This is a genomic window from Clostridium acetireducens DSM 10703 (genome assembly GCF_001758365.1).
Lineage (GTDB): Bacteria > Bacillota > Clostridia > Clostridiales > Clostridiaceae > Clostridium_C > Clostridium_C acetireducens.
In genome coordinates, this window is sequence record NZ_LZFO01000006.1 from 51,806 (window position 1) to 74,965 (window position 23,160).

Here is a 23,160-nt window from a genome sequence, read left to right on the forward strand (position 1 = left end):
TATTTTCACAGTAAATTAGGGTGCATTTAAATGCACCCTATAAAAGTGTTTTTATTTAAAAGTTTCTAATCTAATTATACTTTCTATCATATTTACATTTCTTAAATTTTTTATTTTATTTAAAGCTTGTTTTAAGCTAGAATCTAAAGTATTATGTGTAAAGAACACTAAAGATACAAAACGTTCTCCCTTTCTTCTAGGTTTTTGTATTACAGACAATAGACTTACCTTGTTTTTTCCAAATACAGTAGCTATTCTAGCAAGTACTCCTGGTATATCTTCAACAGTAATTCTTATATAATAACCACACTGTGTATCCTCTATAGGTTTAACTTTCTTTGTATCCATTTTTATACCATATTGTTTGCAAAAATCTAATTTTCTTCTTAATATAGTAATTATATCTGAAACTACTGCACTGCTAGTAGGCATTTCCCCAGTAGCATGACCATAAAATATTAAGTCTCCTACAGCATTTCCTCTAATAAAAATACCGTTATAACATCCATTAACATTAGCTAAAGGATGATTTATTGGTATCATAGCAGGATGTACTCTAAGCTCTAAAACCCCTTCTACTTCTTCTTTAGCTACTGCTAAAAGCTTTATAATATATCCAAATTCTTTTGCATAGTCAATATCTATTTGCTTTATGCTTTCTATTCCTTCTCTATATATAGAATTTATATCTACTTTTGTTTCAAAAGCTAATCTGGACAATATGGCTAATTTATACGCTGCATCATATCCACTAACATCTAATTTAGGATCCGATTCTGTAAATCCCATTTTTTTAGATTCTCTTAAAACTTTATCATATTCTAATTCTTCTGTACTCATTTTAGATAAAATATAGTTAGTAGTTCCATTTATTATTCCTATAATTCTCTCTATTTTATTTGCTGTCAAACTTTCGCTTAATCCCTCTATAATAGGTATTCCACCAGATACACTAGCCTCATAATAAAACATAACCTTATTTTTTTTTGCTTCCTCAAAAAGCTCTTCTCCATAAGTTGCTATTAGCATTTTATTAGCAGTTACTATATGTTTACCTTTTTTCATAGACTTTATTATATACTCTCTAGCAGGATCAATTCCACCCATTAATTCTACTATAATTTTTACATCTTCATCATTTAATATATCATCAAAATTAGTAGTTATAATTTCTTTATCTATTTCTATATTTCTATCTTTATCTTTATTTTTTACCAAAACCTTTCCTACTTCAATTTCATATCCAGATCTTTGTGTAATCTGTTTTTTATTCATACTTAGCACTTTTAGTACTCCACAACCTACATTACCCATTCCTAATAGTGCTATTTTTACTTTGCTCATAAAAATTCCTCCTCTAATTTTTATGCTATTATTTTTTACAATTAAAGTCAAGTTATTTTATACCTTATTACTTTGTAATTTACTACTTTATATATTATACAAATAACTTTATATAAATCTAAATCTTATAAAATTAAAATTTTTTTGCATTTAAATTTATTAATTTCATAAAAAAAATTACCCCATGATTAATATCATGGGGTTTTTTTATAATTATCAATATTTTAATATATTTACTACACTTTTATTTTTTAAAATTAATTTAAATACAGGGTATCCAATTAAAGTTACTACTAAAAATTGACCTATAGCTATATAAAATGTAGATATTAAAAAGGGTTGATTAAGTACAAAATAAAGTTCTGCTCCTATAAAAACGGAATTTATAGCTGTTGGCCATATACTAGCTAAAAGTAAATTTTTTGTTTTACTAATCATATATACTGATATAAAAGTAGCAATAGTTCCTATAAACACATCAATTATACCTAAAGGACTATATAAATTTGATAAAGCACATCCTAGTACAAGTCCTGGTATATATACTGGATCAATATATGCTAAAAGAGTCATTATCTCTGAAAACCTAAGTTGTATAGCTCCATAGCTTAATGGAGCTATGGCTACAGTAGCTACTACGTAAACTGCAGCTGTTATTGCTATTTTAGATAATTTTCTTGTATCCACTATATTACTTCTCCCTCCTATACCAAATTTTTATTCAAGAAGTGGTTAGGCAAGGAACACTTCCAATTACCCTTCAATTTTAACATGAAACTTTAGTTTTGTATATAAATATACAATTTACCTGAAAAATAATTTTATGATATAATATTTTAGTAAAATTATCTTTCAGGTAAGATTTTAAGGGGGTTTAATCAATGCTATACTTTTTATTATCTGTAATAATTTTTTTATTATCAATTGAAATAATTACTGTATTATTTAAACTTACAGGTTTATCTGAAGAAAAATCAAGATTTCAAGTTATTTCTTTATTAACTGGTTCAGGTTTTACTACAAAAGAAGCTGAATTAGTTACCCAACATCCTAAAAGACGTAAATTAGCACAAATAGTTATGCTTATAGGTTATATAGGTATTTTAACAAGTATTTCCTTCTTAGTAAACTTATTAAGAAAATCTGTTTCCTTTAAGGACTTAATTATACTAGCTATATTTTTTAGCTGCATACTTTTATTTTTAAGAAGCAAACCTTTAATGGCACTTTTAGACTGTATAATAGAAAAAATTATATTAATAAAACATATAAAAGCAAAAATTAATGGAAGCATATATACATTAATCACTAGAGCAAAAGGATATGGTGTATATTCTATATTAATCGATGATACTTCTTCTTTAATAGGAGTTCCACTAAAAGAATCAAATTTAAAACCTCATAATATATTAGTGCTAAATATAGATAAAGGAGATAAATTTATAGGATTTCCTAAAAGAGATTATGTTATAGAAAGTGGCGACAACTTATTAATTTACGGTAAAATATCAGAAATAATAAGAATATTTAATATAAATCATAAGAAAGTACACAAATAAATATTAGAGTGTTGAATAAAGAATAGTTGAAATAATTTGCATATAGAAAATAATTAAAAATAATCTGTACAAAAATAATAAGGTAGCCTCATAAAGAGAGTTTGGAAATAATTTGAATGAATTTTAGACACTCTTAGAATAAAAAATAAAAAAACTCCGTAATTCATCACAGGACGTGATGAGCCAATTTCCGCCCCAAGGACGGGGCATAAATTGGGTAGGAGTTTTTTTATTTTTTATTCTTAGAGTGTCTTAATGAAATGACTTATTTCTAAACTCTCTTTATGAGGCTACCTTATTATTTTTGTACAGATTATTTTTAATTATTTTCTATATGCAAATTATTTCAACTATTCTTTATTCAACACTCTAATATTTATTTGTGTATTTTTTTATGATTTATATTATAATTAAATGTAATATAATTTATAGAAAAGGGGTATATTAAATGAAAAATGTTGAAAGTTTTGAACTAGATCATAGAAATGTAGTAGCTCCCTATGTAAGAAAATGTGGAGTACTAAAAGGTGAAAAAGGAGACATTGTTACAAAATTTGACTTAAGATTTACTCAGCCAAATAAAGAAGCTATACCTACTGCTTCCCTTCATGCACTAGAACATCTTTTGGCAGGTATACTAAGAGAACATATTGACAATATTATTGACATATCTCCCATGGGTTGTAGAACAGGATTTTACTTAACTGTATTTGCAGAAGAAAATGTGGAAAATGTAAAAATTGCTTTAGAAAAATCTCTTAAAGAAATATTAAATGCAGAAGAAATACCTGCTGCAAATGACCTTCAGTGTGGTAATTACAGAGATCTTTCTTTGTTTGGTGCAAAAGAATATGCTAAATACGTACTTAAAAAAGGATTTAGTACAAATATATATGGAGATAAATAATAATTTGTATTGTTTAAAATTTAGAAATTTGGATATACTAACAAATGATGTTGATGCTTCATAATAAATTCTCCTATCTAAAATATATAATATATAGGTAAATCCAGTATTTTTATAATACTGGATTTACCTATATATTAAAATTTTTTTCTCTAATCTAAATCAAAATCCACTCTACTATTATTACATAAATAATTAAATTCACAAAACTTACAATGACTTTTATATAAATTTTTATTAAAATCTAATTCAAAATTATATTCATCTATAGTATTTATAGTATTTTTTATTATAATTTCATTTTCTAAATGAATTTTCTCTGAATACTCTATTTCTATAAAATCCTCCTTAAACTTAGGTTGCCAAAATATCATTTTTATATCTATAGCCTGTACATCTATATTAAAAATTTCTTTTGCTTTTTCATACATTATATACATATATAAAATAGTTTGAAATCTTTTCTTCATTTCTTTATGAGTAAGTTTTCTTTCTTCTGTTTTAAAATCTATTATATATATTTTATTATCATGTAATATTATTAAATCGTACTTAGCTTGAATTCTTATATTATTCTTTTTCATTTTAATCTCATATTCTGGTAGATACTTTTTTTGTTTTTTCTTAGGAAACTTTTCTATTAAATTGTTAGTCCAATTTAATAAATCTTTATCTATATATTCCTTTTTTTCTAAACCTAAAGGAATATCTAAAAAATATCTTTCACAAATTAGATGAAAATCTAATCCTTTTTTTATATTTTTATAATATTCTACATCTATAGGAGAATCCTTTTTCCAAGACACTCCATTTATATATTTTAGTTTAAATTTAAAAGGACATTTTAAAAAAGTATTCAAAGAATTTTGACTATAATAAAAGCTATTATTTTTTCTTATATCTCTCATTAATTACACTTCCTTTGAATTAATAAAATTTTTTAACACTTGAAAATACCTAGAGCAACTTTGTGTTTTAAAACTATTTGAATTTTTATTAAAATTAGCAGTTAGTATAAGATATTTTTTAGCTCTAGTTATTCCCACATATAAAAGTCTTACTTTTTCATTTATTACATCTATTCTAGATTTTATTAAAGGATTTACCGATACAATATTACCTTTTAATTTTTCAATTTCTGCTTTTCCTAAAGCTACAGGATTCTTAATTTCCTCTTTAATATACCAATAATCCGATTGTATTTTATCTTTTAATGTATAGGGAAAATTATACTCTGTATTATCCATTAAAAATACACAATCCCATTCTAATCCCTTAGCTTTATGGTAAGTAGCAATAGTGACTTTTTCTGGAGAAGGTTCGTATCCCTCCATCTCATATATTATTTCTCCTATATGAACAAAAATAGGATTATTTTTATCAATAAGTCTATCTGCTATGTCATTTAATACAACATTCTTTTCTTCTCTTAAAATATTTTTTACATATAAAGCTACTGCCTGAATTAAAGCTTTATCCTGTATATTAAAATCAAAAATACTTCCAATAAAAATAATTAAATTATCTATTGAAATATAGTAATATTCAAATATTTTTCTTATATTTTCTATAATTTTAATAAGTAATACAATATTATTATTAGATTTTATTTTTTCAAAATCTCTATATATTATGTCATAAGGATTTTTGTAATTATCTATAAACTGTAATATTAAATCTTTTTTATCATATTTATCATCTATAAATACATCTAAAAATATTTTAAATTTTATACTACTATCTGGTTCTGCTAAAAATTTTAATAAATATCCTATTATATTTACTATTTTTACCTTATCTTTAGATATAGATGATAAATTATCATAATCTATATTTTCTTTATCTAGCTTTTCTACAAACTTATTAATTTTATAATTAGATGTAATTAACACTCCTATTGTTTCATTTGGATGTTTTTTCTTAAATATTTTTATGCTCTCTATAACTTTTTCTATTTCCTTATCCCATGAAGGTAGTAAAAAAGCATATAAATTGCTTTCATCATTACTAGGATTTTTTAACCCCTCTATTCCTTTAACTTCTTGTATTTTTTGATTTTGTAAAGCTTCTCTACATTGTTTTTGATAATGATTATTTATTATAAATTCTACTAAATAGTTTGCTAAATCTATGATTTTTTTAGAGCTTCTTCCTGCCATATACATAGTATATTTTTTATCTGCTTTACTGCAAAATTCTTTAAAAAATTTAGGATCAGAAGGTGTAAAAGTTGCCATTATACTTTGATTAATATCTCCCACTCTTACCAAATTGCCTGATTTCTCAGAAAGCATAGTAAGTATTTTATACTGAACTATATTTGAATCTTGACATTCATCTTCAAATATATAAGTGTATTTTTTTTGAAATTTTTCTCTTAATTTTTTATCTCTTTTTAAAGCTTTATAAGCTAATATGAGAATATCATCATAATCTAAATATCCATCTAATTTTAACCTTTTAGTATAATTTTTATAAATATCTGATATATCTCTTATAACTGAAAACTTATTATTAAAAATTTTTAATTTATTATCTAAATTTTCTGCTTGTATATCATTTAATTTTAATTCACTTATCAATGCCGTTACAATTGTTAAAAAGTTATTCCAATATCTTTCTTGCTTGTTATTATAACTTTTTAAACCATTTTCATTTAATACATTTTTAAATATCCTTTCTCCTTTGAATTTTCTCCAAGATTTTATACATTCATTTAAATACACAGATTTTTGTGCTTCATCTAATATTTTAAAGTTTTCATTAACATTTACTACATCTGGTCTATCTTTTAATATTCTAAGTGCCAAACTGTGTATAGTCATAACTTCATAAGAATTAATATCTTTTATATCTTGCTCTTCCAAAACACATTTTATTCTATTTTTAAAATTATTAACAGCACTATTCATATAAGTAACTATTAACACCTTTTCTCTTTTTTTTAATTTTTCTTTAATTATCTTTGCTGCTAAATTAGCTACTATAAATGTTTTTCCTGCTCCTGGAACCGCTGGCACCGCCATAATACCTTCACTGTATTCCATTACAGGCTTTTGATCTACTCTAAACCCCATCAATATTCACCACTTTCATTTAATATATCAAATATTGTATTGGAAAAGGCACTTTCTTGTTGATATCCATTTATTGAATACCGACTTCCGTATATATACAATTCATCCTCACATTTCCTTAAAAGACAATTAACTATAGAAACTAATTTTTCTTGCCTATTTTTATTTTCTATTTCGTTTGTATACACAGAATTTATATGCCAGTTAGGATTTAATACATATGCATTAGTTAATTCTTTTATATTTCTTGGAGCCCACATATCACTATTTATATCTGTCCATATTTGAATTTTACTTTTAAAGTTAGAGTTTAAGAAAGTATTTGGATTAGTTATTTTAACTGCATATTTATTATCATATATTTTTTCTATTTCTTTATAAGAATAAAAATCTTTTGCTTCATTTTTAATAAAATCTATAAATTTTTCTTCAGGTTGTTTCATAGTTTTAAAATTTACTAATATACCTATAAACTTTTCTGCCAATTCATTTAAATTTTGAAAAACAGCTATGTTTTCCATAGCTCCAGGTAGCTTTATAAGTAGTTCTAAAAATACTCTTCTAAACAATTCATCTACAGGTATATCTCTTTCTTTACATAAATCTCTATAATTTTTAATAAAATCTTTTAAGTAATTGTATTTTTCCAAAGATTCATTTCCTAAAATTTCTTTAATATACTCTGGTAAAGCAGAGATAGAATTCTTATTTTCTATATATTTTGATAAAATAGAACTTCTTATAGGATCTATATCTAAAACTAAATTAAAAAATCTTTTTAGATTATCCTCTGTTAATTTAATATTTTTAAATTCTTTGCAAAAACATACTATTACAATTAAAGCATTTACATAAGGATTATCTATTAACCTAGTTTTTTTCGAAGTAGAAATAACATCTATATGTTCTAAATCTAATTTATTTGATATTTCATAGTTTAATACAAAATCTTCTATAGGAGATATAATTACTATATCCTCTGGGCTTTTTCCTTTATTAAAAATTAAATCTTTTACTCTTTCTATTATTTTATATATCATTTCGCTTCTTAATTGAGAACTTATATCTATTTGAGCTTGTACACTACTTTTTAAATCTTCAGATGTTTTGTTAATTATCCTACTAGTTATAACTTCAGCAAACTCAATATAATTTTGGCAACTAAGAAAGTTTTCATTTAAACTTATACAATTAAATTTAAATTTTATATTATTTTTTATATACTCCTTATTAGCACCATTAAATATATTAAAATATCCTTGTGGATTACTAAATAAATAAACTCCTTCTGCATTTTCAGCTATTAAATTAATAAGTTGTAGTTGAGAAGGAGATATTTCATCAAAATCATCTACTATAATATATTTAAGATTTTTAATATGATTTTTATAAAATTGGTTTTTAAGTAAATACTTATTGTACAAATAAAAAATCATCCCATAATCTATTACTCCTGCATTTAAATAGCTATTAATATAATGATTTATAACTTTATCTATTTGTTCATAGGTTTTTTTCTGTACACTTTCTTTAACTTCTATAGAATTATATATTCTATTTCCAATTTCATTTAAATTTACTAAAGATATAGCTGATTTATTTATATTAAATAATATATTTTCCGCTATTTTTTTTGATGTAGAAATTATATCTGCAAAATATCCTTTGCTTTTTCTAAAATAATCTACAAGCATCTCCATCATATATAAAGATGTATCGTATTCAACAAATACAGGTCTTATTATATTATTATTAATTTTTTTACAATCCTTCACTACCAAAGGCCAATAAGTAATTAATTCTCTCCTTACAAAATTAAAATAGCTATACTTTTTTATTTCACCAATTGTTTTAAAATCCATATGTTTACTCCAAAGCAAATTTTGATATCTGTTTGCATAAAAAACTAATATACTTTCACTAGGTATTTTTTCTTCATTTATCATATGCTTATACTTTGATATAGCTAATTTTGTTTTTCCACTTCCTGATTTACCTTCTATTAATAAAAATTTATTTTTACATTTTTCCAATAATATTCTTTGTACATCAGCGTAATTTATAACAATCACTCCTTTAAAAATTAATATAAACTCTTAAACAATATTTTATTATAATTCTAATATAATTTACAAACACATATATATTTTATCATATAAAATACAATTTTTATAATATTATACATGTTTTACATCTACATAGTTTATTGAAATATAAATATATAGTAAAATGTAATTGTACTTAATATAAAAGGAGGAGCCTATTATGTTTTTCATAGGAATATTTGGCGTAGAAAATAAAGAAAAATTTATTAAAAAAATATTTAATTTATCTTGTAAAAACTGTACTAATACTAAAGGATTTACTCTTATAAAAAATTATAAATATTTTCATTTTTTCTTTATTCCATTGTTTAAATGGGAAAAAACTTATTACTTAACCTGTGATGATTGTAATACTATATATGAAATTCCTTTTGAAAAGGGAGAAAAAATAGAAAATGGAGAGGACATAGATATAAATTATTGGGATTTAAAAATACTATATGAAAACTATAACAAACAACATGTATGCCCAAATTGTGGTAAACCATTAGATTCTTCCTTTGATTTTTGCCCATATTGCGGTAAAAGCCAACATTAATTGCACCCTATATTTAAACAAATGTACACTGCTTAGCAAATTATGAAAGAAGAATAGAAGGAAAAATTTATATTTAATTAGGCTGTTGAATAAAAAATCATTGATATAATTTAAAAACAAAAAATAATTAAATATAATCTGTGTAAAATAATACGACAGTAGTATAAAGAAAGGTTGTAAATAAGTCATTTCATTAAGACACTCTAAGAATAAAAAATAAAAAAACTCCTACCCAATTTATGCCCCGTCCTTGGGGCGGAAATTGGCTCATCACGTCCTGTGATGAATTACGGAGTTTTTTTATTTTTTCTTCTAAGATTGTTTAAAATTCATTCAAATTATTTGCAACCTTTCTTTATACTACTGTCGTATTATTTTACACAGATTATATTTAATTATTTTTTATTTTTAAATTATATCAATGATTTTTTATTCAACAGCCTAATTAAATATAAATTTTTCCTTCTATTCTTCTTTCATAATTTGACCATGTATTTGGCTGTAAATCTTTTTTAATTTGCCATATTTTATTAAAGAAAGCATCTAAAGCATCTGCATAATGAACTATATATGCTTCTTCAGTATTCGGTTTTTTAGGTGAACCATATTCTAGTTTTCCATGGTGCTGTACTATACACCCTTTTATTCTTTCTTTAAAATCATAGCTATATAATTCTGGATTAGCATTAAAAGCTTCTTCTAACATAGTAACTCCTATAACTATATGTCCTTCCATTTCTCCTCTTAGCGTAAAAGAAAAAGGTCCTTCTGTAAAATATTCTTCTGTTTTACCTATATCATGTAGTTTAGCTCCTAATATTGCTATTTCTCTATTGTTACAATTATATCTATAAGCTAAAACTTTAGATAAGTACATAACGTTTAAAGTATGCTCTGCTAATCCTCCTATGTAATTGTGATGTTGGCTTACTCCTCCTATACCTTTTTTAAATTTATCTAAAAATTTCCTATCTTTAAAAAAATAATTATTTAATTCTATACATTCCTTAGTTTTAAATTCTTTTTTTGATATAGATTCTATTTCATTCATTATTTCTTCAATAGGTCTTTCTACATAAGGCAAATATTCTTCTATATCAAAATTTTTAACTTTTTCATATTTTTCTATTTCAAGCACATTACTTAATATTCCCACTACATTTATTACATCTCCTACATTAATTACATCTAATTCATCATTTACATATGCTTTTATATCTCCAGTTTTATCACCTATAAAAATTACAGTTTTACTTTCATTTTTATATAATTTTTTCATAACCATAAAATTTTCTTTAACTCTATCTCCATATTTTAAAGCTTTAACATACAATTTCTTCATGTAATCATCCTTTCATAAATAATAAAAATCTAATACATCTAATATTTTTTTGAAAATTATCAACATTGTTATTTTATTTTTTACTAATTCATGTTATAATAAACTACAAAGTAATTTAAACCTTTTAATAGATTCTAATTATAATTAAGTTACTATACTTACGGGCTTGTAATATTTAAAAATTTAAATGAATTTAATAATAAAATTTTATTTGAAATTTCATCATTAAGTTCATTCATTATTTAATATTTTCGACAATTTTCTTTTATAAATTTAATTTTATTATTACTCCTATTTTAATTTAATATACCTATAATTAATAATTAGAATCTAAATGTCCATATTAGTATTTAGTATTATACTAGTATGGCATATTTTTTTGAAAATATATTAGTTTGTTGAATAAAAAATCATTGATATAATTTGCAGATAAAAAATAATTAAATATAATCTGTATAAAAATAATAAGACAGTAGCATAAATAGAGTTTGTAAATAATTTGAATGAATTTTAGACACTCTTAGAAGAAAAAATAAAAAAACTCCTACCCAATTTCCGCACCAAGGACGGTGCATAAATTGGGTAGGAGTTTTTTTATTTTTTATTCTAAGAGTGTCTTAATAAAATGATTTATTTACAAACTCTATTTATGCTACTGTCTTATTATTTTTATACAGATTATATTTAATTATTTTTTATTCGATAAACTATCTATATATTAAATTGTTCAATTATATTATTTAATTCCATAGAAATATGTTCAAGAGAATCTGTAGCCTGTCCTATATTTTCCATAATAGTAGCTTGTTCCTGAATAGAAGCTGAAACTTCTTCTGTGGAAGCAGCAGATTCTTCAGATATTGCAGAAATACCTTCAATAGATTCTATAACTGCATCTTTATCCTTATTTACTTTATTAATATTTACTACCAATTTATTTATTTGATCAATTGTGACTTTTATAGCTTTTTCTATATATTTAAATGATTCCTCAGCATCTACCATAGCTTTATTTGCTTCTTCATTAGATTTTGATGCTGAATCCATATTTCCCTTTGTATTTAATATCTGTTGTTGAATTTCATAAACTATTTTTTCTATTTTTTTTGTAGATTCAGAAGTTTGCTCTGATAACTTTCTTATTTCTTCTGCAACTACTGCAAACCCCTTTCCTGCTTCTCCTGCTCTAGCAGCTTCTATAGCAGCATTTAAAGCTAACAAATTTGTTTGTTCTGCTATAGACTGTATAGCATATATTATATTACCTATAGAATCTGACTTGTTAGCTAAAGAATCTACATTATGTGCTATTTTTGAAGCAGTATCATTATTTATTTTAAATTTCTCTGCAAGCTTATTCATGTATTCTATACCTTGAGAATTTACAGTGTCTGTTTCATTTGAATACTTTTCAACTTCATTTGCACTATTAACTATAAAATTTATTTCTTCCGCAAGACTAACTAACTTTTCTGTACCATTTTGAGCATTTTTGGCTTGCTCTTGTGCTCCTTTAGCAAGTTCATCTACAGTTTTAGAAACTAAATTTATAGAACTAACTGTTTCCCCTGTAGATTCTGCTATCCCCTGTGAACTATTTAACATATTACTAGAACTATTTTTTAATTGATTTACTATATCTCTTAATTTTTCTCTAAGTTTTAATAAAGTTCTTACCATTTCTCCTACTTCATCATCTTCTTCCATTGCCATCTTTATTCCATCAGTCATATTATATTTAAGATCAAAATTACAAGTTTTGTTTAATACTTCTGTAACAGCAACAATTGGCTTAGAAAATTTATCTGCAAAATATATTGAAACAACTATAGCTCCACATAATATTATTGCTAATACAATTATAAAACTAAAAATCAAACTATTTAAAACACCTCTAACTTCTGATTTTGGAACAGAAAATCCTATTTTCCAATCTACAGAAGGAATTTTAGCTATAGTAAAATACTTATTTCCATTATCATAATCCTTTATTTCTGTTATTTTATTTCCTAATATTTTAGAAAATCTTCCATTTATAACTTTAGATATATTTTTAACTTCTGTTTCTGTAGGTTGAAAATCTTTATTAGGATGAACAACTATATTATTTCCATTATCTAATAAAAAAGCATAGCTTTTTTCTCCTATTTTTGCTTTTTGAACAACATCCGTAATATTTTTAACGCTAATATCTGTAGAAACAACCCCTATAAATTTGCCTTCACTTTTAACAGCTTTAGAAATAGTTACTACTATTTCTTTAGTATTAATATCTAAATAAGGAGGTGTAAAAATAAGCTTGCCTTTATTTATAGCTTCTTTATACCATCCTCTCTCTGTACAGAGAAAACCTTCAGGAGGAATCCAATTAGAACTTATTATAAATTTATTATCAGCAAAACCCATATATACCGCACTAGCACAAGAGTTATTATTTTTCATTTTTTTAAAATAACTAGCTAAATATTTATCATCATAATTATTGTTAGATTCTAAGTTACTTGCTATATCTTCTATTATTCTTCCTTGAACTTGCATCCACCCATCAATAAAAGAAGCATACTTTTCAGAAGCATTAATCATATTACTTGTGGTTTCCTTCATTATACTTCTATAAGAAAAAAAATAGCTTATACTAGAAGACATTATTAAACTGACTACACAGATAAGACATATAAAAATAGTAAATTTCTTTTTAATACTTTTCAAAAAACACACCCCCTAAATAATGCATTAATTATAGTATATTATATTGTAATTAATGTACTATATTTAATTAAATTTCCTATATGTGCACATATTTACTTTATTTTATCACAAATTTACTTATATTTATACTTACTTTTCAAGCATTTTCTTATATTAAATGTTTTCAATTATAAAATGGTTATATATATTCAATATTATTTATAAATTTGACAATTTAGTAATTACATTAAAAATACATTATTAATTTTATAGCTAAATTATATTACTTTATTTATCACACATAAAACTAAATTTTTATATGTATTGTTAAATTTTTAGAATATTTAGATAAAACTCTTTCCATTTATTCATCTTTGTGGTATAATTTTTAAAGAGATGTTTTTTCTTTTAATTCTTATTTAAAAACTTTTACTAGAGTAACTGAAATGGGTTTATAGTTAATTTATAGATAGAATTTATCTCAAACCGATTTATTATATAATAAATCGGTAATTTTGTTATATAACATTATATTAAATTATTTTTATTAAAAGTATTTACTATAATATAAATATAAGGAGAATTATTATGAAAAATAATATTGTTGCCTTTTTTGATATTGATGGAACTTTATATAGAGAAGGTTTAATAACTGAGGTTTTTAAAAAATTCATTAAATATGAAATTATAGAACCTGAAAAATGGTACAATGAAGTAAAGCCTGAGTATATAAAATGGGATACTCGCATGGGAAACTATGATAATTATTTATTAAAAATGGCAGATATTTATATAGAATCTATAAAAGGTATTACTAAATCTCAAATGGAATTTATAGCAAAACAAGTAGTTAATCAAAAAGGAGATAGAGTTTATACTTATACTCGTGATAAAATAGCTTGGCATAAATCTAAAGGTCATTTAATTATAACCATATCAGGAAGTCCTTTAGAATTAGTAAAAGAAATGTCTATAAAATACGGCTTTAATGATTATATAGGCACTAAATATCTAACTACTGAAAATGACTATTATACAGGAAAATTAATACCTATGTGGGATAGCGAAAGCAAAAAAAATGCTATAAATTACTTTGTTAACAAATATTCTATTGATTTAAATCAAAGTTATGCTTACGGTGATACCTCTGGAGATTTTTCTATGTTAAAGTCTGTAAAATATCCTCAAGCTATAAATCCTACAAAAGAATTATTAAATGAAATACTAAAAGATGAAAACCTAAAAAACAAAATAAAAATAATTGTGGAAAGAAAAGATGTAGTTTATACATTAAATCCTTATAATATAAAAATTTACTAGGCTTTGTAAATTAACAAAGCCTTTTTTTTACTTTAATCCTAATATATCTTTTAATTCTTTTACCTTTTCTTTTAATTCAGGCATTTTATTTAAAGCTTTAATCTTTTCTTCTTTTGTTGGAAGTTTATTTATCTCTTGCAATTTTTCTTTAATATCTGGTATATTATTTATTTCTGATAGTTTTTGTTTTAATTTAAATGCTGAATTTCTAATTTGTTTTTTTTGTTCTTTAGTTAATTTATTGCTTATTTCTTTTATCTTTTTTTTAATTTCATTTTTATCTAAATTAGTCTTAGACATATTATATACCTCCAATAAAAAACTTAATATACAAAACATACTATATATTATTAAGTTTTTTATGCTTTGGTTACTTAATAAAAAATTATATACTTTTCTACAATAAAAATACAAACATATCTAACTACTAATCTATAATATGATTTTGCCTATCTTTACCTATAAAAAATACAGCTAAAGCTCCTGGTCCACCATAAACTCCAACTACAGGCCCTATATAATTTAAGATTACATCTTTCACATCAATATTTTTTAGTATAGCTTCTTTTAACTTTAAAGCTTCTTCAATACAATCACCATGACATATTCCTATTATTTGTTCTTCTGGATTTTCTATTTTTTCCTTAACTATTGCTGCTATCTTATTTATAACTTTTTTTCTTCCCTTTATTTTTATTACAGGAATTACTTTTCCTTCTTTATCTAATGTTAAAATAGGTTTTATATGAAGCACCATACCCAATATAGCTGCTGTACTAGATATTCTTCCACCTTTTTTTAAATACTCCAAATCATTTACGGTTATATATGTATTTAATTTTTGTTTATTAATTTCTAAATAATCTACTATTTCCCCCATACTATATCCATTTTCTTTCATATCATATGCTTTCATAACCATAATTCCTTGACCTAAAGAAGCAGTTAAAATGTCTACTATATATATTAAAACATCTGGAAATTCTTCTTTTATCATATTTTTAGCAATATTGGCACTATTAATAGTACCACTCAATCCAGAAGATACACCTATATACAATATATCTTTTCCTTGTTTAGCAAATTCCTTAAATTTTAAATAAAAATCATTACTATTAGGTTGAGAAGTCTTAGGGATAATTCCTTTTCTCATATCTTCAAAAAGCTGTTTAGAAGATAAACTAATACCAAAATCATCTTTATACTCCATATTTAAATAACTACAGGTTAAACTTACATAATGTATGTTTTTTTCTATAATAAGACCTGCTGGTAAATCACAACAGGAATCTGTAATAATTTCAAACTCTTTATTCATATTTAAAAATCCTTTCTAAAATCAATAATAATATATATTTTTTAAGTATATATTATTTTTTGTAAAATTAATAGTCTTATTCTTTAAATAAGACTAAATTAAATAAATTTCTACATAATATAATTGTATATCATATAAAAGTGACACCAACTTCCAAGCAAAACAAATATGTGAAATATTTCATGGAATCCAAAATATTTAGCATTAGTCAAAGGCCACTTTAAAGCATACACAATTCCTCCTATACTATATAACACTCCTCCTATTACAAGCCACATTATCCCATTAATTTCAATACATTTAATTAATGGTACAAATAATGCTATGGACATCCAACCCATCATTATATACATACATGTAGAAATTATTCTTGGAGCATTAAACCAAAATACTTTTTGAAATATACCTAATATAGCTATTATCCAAATAAATATAAGAAATCCCTTGCCAAATCTATTATTTATTCCTATTAAGCATATTGGAGTATATGTTCCTGCAATAAGTATATATATCATCATATGATCAATTCTTCTTAAAACATTAGAAATCTTTTTTGATACATTTAAAAGGTGATAAATAGAACTTGCAGTATAAAGTAATATTAAACTTATTCCAAAAACTAAAGAAGACATTATATAAATATTATCATTTTTAAAATTAGCTATTTTTATCAATGCTATTAAGCCTATTATTGATAAAATAACTCCTAATAAATGAGTTAAACCGCTTACAGGATCCTTAAGTTTTGATATTAATTTCATAAAAACACCCTTTCAATATTTATATTTTATAATCTAGTTTTAATTACTATTATATATCATGTTATAATTCTATTACATAGTTATTATATTTTCAAGTAACAAATCTTCTGTTATATCATTGTACTGTAATAAATTTCTTTAAAATTTAAATTTATTTCTATTTATCGCAAAATACATATGTTTTATGATATAATATTAATATAATATATTATAGTTTTAAATACTACACGAGGTGATTACATGGAGTCTTTAGAAAATGAAATTATAAAAATTATAGAAGATATATCCTCTATAAAAGAAATAAATATTACAGATATACCAGATATAGATTTATATATGGATCAAGTTACTTCTTTTATGGATAATAAATTAGGAAATTTTAAGAGAGATTCTAAGGATGCAGTACTTACAAAAAGCATGATAAATAATTATGTAAAACACAAAATGCTAATTGCTCCTAATAAAAAAAAATATAATAGAAATCATATCATTATGCTAATTTGGATATATTACCTAAAACAAGTTATTTCTATAAATGATATTGAATACATATTATATAATTTTGTACAAAATGAAGAAGATACTGATTTCAAAAAAATTTACAATGATTTTTTGCATATTCAAAAACTTCAGTTGAAAGAATTTAAAAATGAAACTAGTAAAAAATTAAATTATATTGAAACACAATATAAAGACATTAAAAAAGATGAAAAATTATTTATTATTATACTATTATTAGCTTTAAGTGCTAATTATAATAAAATAATGATTGAAAGAATAATAGACAAATACTTCAAAGATTAGCTTATTGAATAAAAAAATGCTTGATATAATTTGCAGATAAAAAATAATTAAAAATAAGCTGTATAAAAATAATAAGCAAAGCAGCATAAAGAAAGTTTGTAAATAATTTGAATGAATCTTAGACACTCTTAGAATAAAAAATAAAAAAACTCCGTAATTCATCACAGGACGTGATGAGCCAATTTCCGCCCCAAGGACGGGGCATAAATTGGGTAGGAGTTTTTTTATTTTTTATTCTTAGAGTGTCTTAATGAAATAACTTATTTGCAAACTTTCTTTATGCTGCTTTGCTTATTATTTTTATACAGCTTATTTTTAATTATTTTTTATCTGCAAATTATATCAAGCATTTTTTTATTCAACAACCTTAAAGATAAATAAATTTATATTATATATTTACTTATTAAAAAATTTATAATATAAATAATTATATATAATACATTTATTAAATTTAATTTTAGGAGGTTATTATGTACTATAATGTATTTAGCTATAATTTTTATAATTTACTTTTTTACTTTATTGTATATTCATTTCTAGGTTGGTGCCTTGAAACGATATATGCTACTATAAAAAATAAAAATTTTATAAATAGAGGATTTTTATTTGGTCCTTTTTGTCCTATGTATGGTTTTGGTGCACTCTCTATTATAATATTCTTAAAACCTTTTAGAAATAGTATATTATTTCTTTTTATTTTTTCTATAATTTTAACATCCATATTAGAATATTTAACAGGATACATTCTAGAGAAATTTTTCCATACTGTATGGTGGGATTATTCTGATAACTTTTTAAATATAAAAGGCAGAATATGCTTATCATTTTCATTATTATGGGGAATACTATCGGTTTTCTTTATATATGAAATACATCCTTTTTTTATAAATTTAACAAATTTTATTCATAAAAAATATATATTAATTTTATTAAATACTTTTTTATTATACTTTATAATTGATTTTTCAATGACTTTAATACATTTGTCTAAACTAAGTTCATTAATAGAGCAACTAAGTGAATTATCTTTAGAATTTAAATATAGAATTGAAAATATAAAAGATAACTCTTTAGAAAAACAAAAACACATTGAATCTATATATAAAGAAATTAAATCCAGATATGAATTTATATTTAACAAAACCTATAAAAAATATTCTAGATTTTTCAAGGCATTTCCTGGAGTTTTAGTATATAAAGCAGAAATAATAAAGTCAGAAATAAAAAATAAATTATTAAAATCTATAAAAAAAAATAATTTAGGAGAGTGATTTTATGTCTAACCTTATAAAAAAATTAGAATATATGTATAAACTTCATAAAAGAAATGCAAAAATTTATTTTAAACCTATTTTAACTCCTAAAAACGAACCTTTAATTACAAATTCTATACATTGGATAGGTCATTCTACTATATTAATAAATTTATATAATAAAATACTAGTAACGGATCCTGTTACTAGTTTATCTTTAGGTCATCTAAAAAGACTTATTCGACCTTCTAAAAATTTATCTGGAATAAAATTAGATTATATATTACTATCTCACTGCCATATGGATCATTTAAACTTTAGCACATTAAGAAAGCTAAATAAAGATGCTGTTGTATTTTGCCCCAAAAATTCTGTTTACCCTTTAAAGTTATTAGGATTTAAAAAAATACATGCTTTAAGCCCTAATGAAGAATTCAAATATAAGGATATATCAATAAAAACTTTAGAAGCAAATCATGATGGCAGAAGATATTACTTAGGAAAAGAAAGTAAAAGTAACTCTTATTTAATAAAAGAAAAATCAAAATCTATATTTTTTGCTGGAGATACTGCTTATACAAATGAATATAAAAATTTAAAAGCAGATATTGCTCTTATGCCTGTAGGTTGCTATAAGCCTAATGAATTTCAAAAAATGCATTGTTCTCCTGAACAAAGTTTTAAAATGTTTAAAATGATGAATTCTAAAACTATGATACCTATTCACTACAAAACCTATATATTAGCCCAAGATAGCGATTTAGAAACTTACGAAATTTTAAAAAGATTAAACGATGGAAGCATAAAATTTCTAGATATAGGAGAAACTATTAATATTTAAATCCAGATTATTACTTATATTTTAAATTTTTAATAATTATTATTAATTTTTGCATTAAAGCTATTAAGTTTTTTTAATATATATCGATAATTAAATTGTATAATTTTGTGTATAATAATATTGTATAATTTTGGGAGGACTATTTATGAAAAAAACAAAAGGATTACTTATATCTGCTGTTTTATCTGCTTCTGTTATAGGAAGCCAACATGGTATCTCAAATGTTGTAAAAGCAAGTCAAGTATCCATTATACCTAATGTGCAAAGTAATGCTTATAATACTAATAATATATTTACTAAGTGCGGATATAAAGGTCAATGTACATGGTTTACCTACGGAAGGGTTACTGAAAAATTAGGAATAAACTTACCTTCCGAATTTTATGGTAATGCAGTAGAATGGTGGTATGCTAATGCTAAAAGCAATGTTTATTCCTACGGTTCAGAGCCTAAAGAAAATTCTATAGCTGTTTGGGGTGGCGGAAATTTAGGCTATGGTCATGTAGGATTTGTAGAAAAAGTTGAAGGAAATACTGTATATTTAAATGAGGGGAATTTTAACATAAGAAAAGCTTATGATGGAAATATAAAAGCTTTATCTAAAGAATCTATGGAAAAAAGGGGAAATTTATATTTAAAAGGATACATATACTTATCAAATAATAGTCAAAGTTCTAATAACTCTTCTAAATATACACAAACCAATAATAATTCAAACAGTGACCTTAATAATTACAATGTAATGATGAGTGGAAGAGTTAATGTAAATTCTAGTTTAAATGTGAGAAATGGAGCATCTGTTTCTTATAATATAATAGGTAGCTTAAAAAACAATGATAAAGTTTATATATTAGGTGAAAGTAATGGTTGGTATAAAATTAAATATAATAATTCCATTGGATACATTAGTTCTAGGTATGTAAATACCAATAATAATTCTTATAATAATACTTCTTCAAAGACTACATCAGAACAAAATTCTAACGAAAACTTTAGCAATGAATCATTTAAAGGAATTATTACACTGAAAAATTCTGGTTCTTATTTAAATGTAAGAAATTCTCCAAATACATCTTCTTCTGTGATTGGAAGCTTAAAGCATGGTTCTGTGGTACAAGTACTGGGAAAACTTAATAATTGGTATAAAATTAAATATAATAACTCTACTGCTTATATTAGTTCACAATATGTAAATTCTGCTACCAATACTAATATTAATACAACAGTAAATGTAAATACTAATTATTCTAATAATAAATATGGAGTTGTTACATTAAGAAATAAAAATTCTAGATTAAATGTAAGAGACAATTCGTCTATATCTGGCAAAGTTATTTGTTCCATTCCTTGTGGCACTAAAGTACAAATACTAGGCACTTATAATGGTTGGTATAAAATTAAATATGGATACATAACAGGTTTTGCTTCTACTACTTATATAAAATAATAAAATAAATGTATACTGATATATTAAACAGTATACATTTATTTTATTTTGCTTAAAGTATTTATTCTATGTAAAACTACTGTAATAAATATATTGGATATACATATTTTAGGAAAAGTTATCGCCATTAATTTCCTTACTTTTTTTATGCTAACATCTACTTTTCCAAAAAAATTATTATAACATATCATATACTTGTTATTTAAAAAATATTTTTTAGAAAACTCATTAAATGAGATATTATTAAAATTCATTACTGTACTATCTATATTAAATTCTGATGTATTTGAATCCTTTAATTCTTTATATTTACTTAAAACAATATCTAATAACTCCTTTTCAGTATAAATATTTAATCTATTTACTTCTAAAGCTTCTGCTGTAATTTCTAAAGCTGCTAAAATAGACATTCTATTAGTTATTTTTTTACTAGAGTATCTATTTAAATTTTTAATTAATATAGATGTAACTTTATTATTTGAAGGTAACTTTACTTCATTAAAACCTAAAAAATTTATTATATTTCTTACTTCACTATCTTTTAAATCATATAATAAAGATGAATTACTTTCAGAGTTTATATAATATCTTTTTCCCTTTAATTTTTTGAAAATTTTTAATGTATCAAAATATCCTATCTTTATATTTGTTTTAGAAATTTCTCCATTAAAATTTAAAGTAGGACCTAAATATTGAGAATTTTTTATATATATTATATTTAAATCTTTTTCATCTACTTTCTTTACTCTACCTATTCCAGATACATCTACTACAATTATATCTTTTATATTTTTATTAATTAAAAGAGAAATAGGAATATTATCATATATTCCCCCATCTATAAAAACTTCATCTTCTATTTTATGTGGCTTAAAAGCAGGAAAACAGGAACTAGCTAATAAATATTCTATTAACTTTCCCTTAGGGATATCTTCTTTATACAGCATTATAGGTTGAAAATTAGATATAGAAAAAGTTACTAACCCAAAATCTATAGGAGAATTTCTTATATTATCTTCATCTATATATTTTTTTAAAATGTTTTTTAAAGGAGTTACATCTAAACCGCCCTCTAATATAATATTTTTAATTCCTAAGATTATGTCTTTAATATCTAAATCTTTTTTATAATTAGGCAAAACTTTTTCTAAATCTATAACTTTTTTCATTTCTATATTAGTCCATAAATTATAAGCTATATTGTAATCTCCTTGTACCATAATAGCTCCATTTAGTGCCCCTACAGAGGTACCTACTACAGCACTTACAGGTATATTTAATTCCTTTAAAGCTTTCCATACTCCTATTTCATAACCCCCTTTAGCTCCCCCTCCTGCTAATACTAAACCGTATTTTTTCATAATTTATAAATTCCTCCATAAATAAAAATATTGTTTATTTTTAATAACAAGATTTATTACATCTTTTATTGCAAAAATTATTTTTCTTAATACACATTACTTTTTCAGAACCACATTTAGGACAAACATCTTTATCTCCCTCAAAATTTATTTCATAAAAACTTCCACAATTGGTACATTTAAAACTACATATATTTCTAGTATAATTTCCTCCATTTATACTTATTGCCATACCTTTTGTTAAAGCAATAGCAACTTTTTTTCTTGCTTTATCTATTACATTTTGAAAAGTCTGCCTAGATATCTCCATTCTTTTAGCACATTCTTCTTGTGTAAGCCCTTCTATATCTTTTAATCTCATAGCTTCAAGTTCTTCTATTTTAAGCACTATTTCTTCTAATTCACACTTTCTTTTACCTAAAGGAAAGAAATATGTATTTTTCGGTAAAAACTCTACTTTCCTCCACTTTATAGGTCTTGACATACTATTCCTCC

Annotated in this window: 20 protein-coding genes; 8 read left to right on the forward strand and 12 right to left on the reverse strand. The window is 23.4% G+C overall.

Annotation, left to right across the window (positions count from 1 at the left end; all coding sequences use genetic code 11):
- Positions 1-51: 51 nt before the first annotated feature.
- Positions 52-1,344: a homoserine dehydrogenase gene (locus CLOACE_RS02895; RefSeq protein WP_070109548.1), complete on the reverse strand. Its 1,293-nt coding sequence runs from the start codon at positions 1,342-1,344 to the stop codon at positions 52-54.
- A gap of 216 nt (positions 1,345-1,560) precedes the next feature.
- The gene (locus CLOACE_RS02900; protein WP_070109549.1) at positions 1,561-2,031 is read right to left on the reverse strand and encodes a QueT transporter family protein; all 471 of its coding nucleotides are present in this window, start codon (positions 2,029-2,031) and stop codon (positions 1,561-1,563) included.
- 194 nt (positions 2,032-2,225) lie between these two features.
- Here CLOACE_RS02900 and CLOACE_RS02905 point away from each other — a divergent pair, with 194 nt between their 5' ends.
- Complete coding sequence (locus CLOACE_RS02905) at positions 2,226-2,903, forward strand: TrkA C-terminal domain-containing protein (RefSeq protein WP_070109550.1); 678 nt, start codon at positions 2,226-2,228, stop codon at positions 2,901-2,903.
- Positions 2,904-3,351: 448 nt separating this feature from the next.
- The gene (locus CLOACE_RS02910; RefSeq protein WP_070109551.1) at positions 3,352-3,810 is read left to right on the forward strand and encodes an S-ribosylhomocysteine lyase; all 459 of its coding nucleotides are present in this window, start codon (positions 3,352-3,354) and stop codon (positions 3,808-3,810) included.
- 152 nt (positions 3,811-3,962) lie between these two features.
- On the opposite strand, the gene CLOACE_RS02915 is transcribed toward CLOACE_RS02910, so the two are convergent.
- The 3 genes from CLOACE_RS02915 to CLOACE_RS02925 are packed head-to-tail and all read right to left on the reverse strand — an operon-like array spanning position 3,963 to position 8,959.
- A complete protein-coding gene (locus CLOACE_RS02915; RefSeq protein ID WP_070109552.1) occupies positions 3,963-4,718 on the reverse strand; it encodes a PD-(D/E)XK nuclease family protein in 756 nt (251 codons plus the stop codon).
- A 3-nt stretch (positions 4,719-4,721) separates the two neighbouring features.
- Entirely contained in the window at positions 4,722-6,887 is a 2,166-nt protein-coding gene (locus CLOACE_RS02920) for an ATP-dependent helicase (RefSeq protein ID WP_070109553.1), read from the reverse strand.
- Positions 6,887-8,959 (reverse strand): UvrD-helicase domain-containing protein, encoded by a 2,073-nt coding sequence (locus tag CLOACE_RS02925; RefSeq protein ID WP_084027530.1) that lies wholly within the window; start codon positions 8,957-8,959, stop codon positions 6,887-6,889. The genes CLOACE_RS02920 and CLOACE_RS02925 overlap by 1 nt, the downstream gene beginning before the upstream one ends.
- Positions 8,960-9,152: 193 nt before the next feature.
- On the opposite strand from CLOACE_RS02925, the gene CLOACE_RS02930 reads away from it, so the two are divergent.
- A complete protein-coding gene (locus tag CLOACE_RS02930) occupies positions 9,153-9,530 on the forward strand; it encodes a zinc ribbon domain-containing protein (RefSeq protein WP_070109554.1) in 378 nt (125 codons plus the stop codon).
- 445 nt (positions 9,531-9,975) lie between these two features.
- Here CLOACE_RS02930 and CLOACE_RS02935 read toward each other — a convergent pair whose 3' ends face one another.
- Together CLOACE_RS02935 and CLOACE_RS02940 are read right to left on the reverse strand one after the other, a co-directional pair.
- The gene (locus CLOACE_RS02935; RefSeq protein WP_070109555.1) at positions 9,976-10,872 is read right to left on the reverse strand and encodes an HD domain-containing protein; all 897 of its coding nucleotides are present in this window, start codon (positions 10,870-10,872) and stop codon (positions 9,976-9,978) included.
- Between the two features lie 711 nt (positions 10,873-11,583).
- Positions 11,584-13,581, reverse strand: coding sequence for a methyl-accepting chemotaxis protein (locus CLOACE_RS02940; protein ID WP_070109556.1), 1,998 nt, complete (start codon positions 13,579-13,581; stop codon positions 11,584-11,586).
- Positions 13,582-14,148: 567 nt separating this feature from the next.
- On the opposite strand from CLOACE_RS02940, the gene CLOACE_RS02945 reads away from it, so the two are divergent.
- Entirely contained in the window at positions 14,149-14,880 is a 732-nt protein-coding gene (locus CLOACE_RS02945) for an HAD-IB family hydrolase (RefSeq protein ID WP_070109557.1), read from the forward strand.
- A 27-nt stretch (positions 14,881-14,907) separates the two neighbouring features.
- Here CLOACE_RS02945 and CLOACE_RS02950 read toward each other — a convergent pair whose 3' ends face one another.
- From CLOACE_RS02950 to trhA, 3 genes are all read right to left on the reverse strand, one after another.
- Positions 14,908-15,180: a hypothetical protein gene (locus CLOACE_RS02950; RefSeq protein WP_070109558.1), complete on the reverse strand. Its 273-nt coding sequence runs from the start codon at positions 15,178-15,180 to the stop codon at positions 14,908-14,910.
- A gap of 127 nt (positions 15,181-15,307) precedes the next feature.
- A complete protein-coding gene (locus tag CLOACE_RS02955; protein WP_070109559.1) occupies positions 15,308-16,198 on the reverse strand; it encodes a DegV family protein in 891 nt (296 codons plus the stop codon).
- 110 nt (positions 16,199-16,308) lie between these two features.
- Positions 16,309-16,959 (reverse strand): PAQR family membrane homeostasis protein TrhA, encoded by a 651-nt coding sequence (gene trhA / locus CLOACE_RS02960; protein WP_070109560.1) that lies wholly within the window; start codon positions 16,957-16,959, stop codon positions 16,309-16,311.
- A gap of 240 nt (positions 16,960-17,199) precedes the next feature.
- Here trhA and CLOACE_RS02965 point away from each other — a divergent pair, with 240 nt between their 5' ends.
- The 4 genes from CLOACE_RS02965 to CLOACE_RS02980 all read left to right on the forward strand — a co-directional run bounded on the left by CLOACE_RS02965 (position 17,200) and on the right by CLOACE_RS02980 (position 21,304).
- Complete coding sequence (locus tag CLOACE_RS02965) at positions 17,200-17,763, forward strand: DUF1836 domain-containing protein (RefSeq protein WP_070109561.1); 564 nt, start codon at positions 17,200-17,202, stop codon at positions 17,761-17,763.
- A 470-nt stretch (positions 17,764-18,233) separates the two neighbouring features.
- Positions 18,234-19,034, forward strand: coding sequence for a putative ABC transporter permease (locus tag CLOACE_RS02970; RefSeq protein WP_070109562.1), 801 nt, complete (start codon positions 18,234-18,236; stop codon positions 19,032-19,034).
- A gap of 4 nt (positions 19,035-19,038) precedes the next feature.
- Positions 19,039-19,857, forward strand: a complete 819-nt coding sequence (locus tag CLOACE_RS02975) for an MBL fold metallo-hydrolase (protein WP_070109563.1) — start codon at positions 19,039-19,041, stop codon at positions 19,855-19,857.
- A 145-nt stretch (positions 19,858-20,002) separates the two neighbouring features.
- Positions 20,003-21,304, forward strand: coding sequence for an SH3 domain-containing protein (locus tag CLOACE_RS02980; protein WP_070109564.1), 1,302 nt, complete (start codon positions 20,003-20,005; stop codon positions 21,302-21,304).
- 38 nt (positions 21,305-21,342) lie between these two features.
- On the opposite strand, the gene CLOACE_RS02985 is transcribed toward CLOACE_RS02980, so the two are convergent.
- Entirely contained in the window at positions 21,343-22,665 is a 1,323-nt protein-coding gene (locus CLOACE_RS02985; protein ID WP_070109565.1) for a patatin-like phospholipase family protein, read from the reverse strand.
- A gap of 40 nt (positions 22,666-22,705) precedes the next feature.
- Positions 22,706-23,149 carry a DUF134 domain-containing protein gene (locus tag CLOACE_RS02990; RefSeq protein ID WP_070109566.1) on the reverse strand — a complete coding sequence of 148 codons (444 nt, stop codon included), beginning with the start codon at positions 23,147-23,149 and terminating at the stop codon, positions 22,706-22,708.
- Between the last annotated feature and the right edge of the window lie 11 nt (positions 23,150-23,160).

What these genes read in the sequence shown, in the direction of transcription:
- CLOACE_RS02895 (WP_070109548.1), bottom strand. Translation starts at nt 1,344, where the DNA reads ATGAGCAAAGTAAAAATAGCACTATTAGGAATGGGTAATGTAGGTTGT.
- CLOACE_RS02905 (WP_070109550.1), top strand. Translation starts at nt 2,226, where the DNA reads ATGCTATACTTTTTATTATCTGTAATAATTTTTTTATTATCAATTGAA.
- CLOACE_RS02910 (WP_070109551.1), top strand. Translation starts at nt 3,352, where the DNA reads ATGAAAAATGTTGAAAGTTTTGAACTAGATCATAGAAATGTAGTAGCT.
- CLOACE_RS02915 (WP_070109552.1), bottom strand. Translation starts at nt 4,718, where the DNA reads ATGAGAGATATAAGAAAAAATAATAGCTTTTATTATAGTCAAAATTCT.
- CLOACE_RS02920 (WP_070109553.1), bottom strand. Translation starts at nt 6,887, where the DNA reads ATGGGGTTTAGAGTAGATCAAAAGCCTGTAATGGAATACAGTGAAGGT.
- CLOACE_RS02930 (WP_070109554.1), top strand. Translation starts at nt 9,153, where the DNA reads ATGTTTTTCATAGGAATATTTGGCGTAGAAAATAAAGAAAAATTTATT.
- CLOACE_RS02935 (WP_070109555.1), bottom strand. Translation starts at nt 10,872, where the DNA reads ATGAAGAAATTGTATGTTAAAGCTTTAAAATATGGAGATAGAGTTAAA.
- CLOACE_RS02945 (WP_070109557.1), top strand. Translation starts at nt 14,149, where the DNA reads ATGAAAAATAATATTGTTGCCTTTTTTGATATTGATGGAACTTTATAT.
- CLOACE_RS02950 (WP_070109558.1), bottom strand. Translation starts at nt 15,180, where the DNA reads ATGTCTAAGACTAATTTAGATAAAAATGAAATTAAAAAAAAGATAAAA.
- CLOACE_RS02955 (WP_070109559.1), bottom strand. Translation starts at nt 16,198, where the DNA reads ATGAATAAAGAGTTTGAAATTATTACAGATTCCTGTTGTGATTTACCA.
- trhA (WP_070109560.1), bottom strand. Translation starts at nt 16,959, where the DNA reads ATGAAATTAATATCAAAACTTAAGGATCCTGTAAGCGGTTTAACTCAT.
- CLOACE_RS02965 (WP_070109561.1), top strand. Translation starts at nt 17,200, where the DNA reads ATGGAGTCTTTAGAAAATGAAATTATAAAAATTATAGAAGATATATCC.
- CLOACE_RS02970 (WP_070109562.1), top strand. Translation starts at nt 18,234, where the DNA reads ATGTACTATAATGTATTTAGCTATAATTTTTATAATTTACTTTTTTAC.
- CLOACE_RS02975 (WP_070109563.1), top strand. Translation starts at nt 19,039, where the DNA reads ATGTCTAACCTTATAAAAAAATTAGAATATATGTATAAACTTCATAAA.
- CLOACE_RS02980 (WP_070109564.1), top strand. Translation starts at nt 20,003, where the DNA reads ATGAAAAAAACAAAAGGATTACTTATATCTGCTGTTTTATCTGCTTCT.
- CLOACE_RS02985 (WP_070109565.1), bottom strand. Translation starts at nt 22,665, where the DNA reads ATGAAAAAATACGGTTTAGTATTAGCAGGAGGGGGAGCTAAAGGGGGT.
- CLOACE_RS02990 (WP_070109566.1), bottom strand. Translation starts at nt 23,149, where the DNA reads ATGTCAAGACCTATAAAGTGGAGGAAAGTAGAGTTTTTACCGAAAAAT.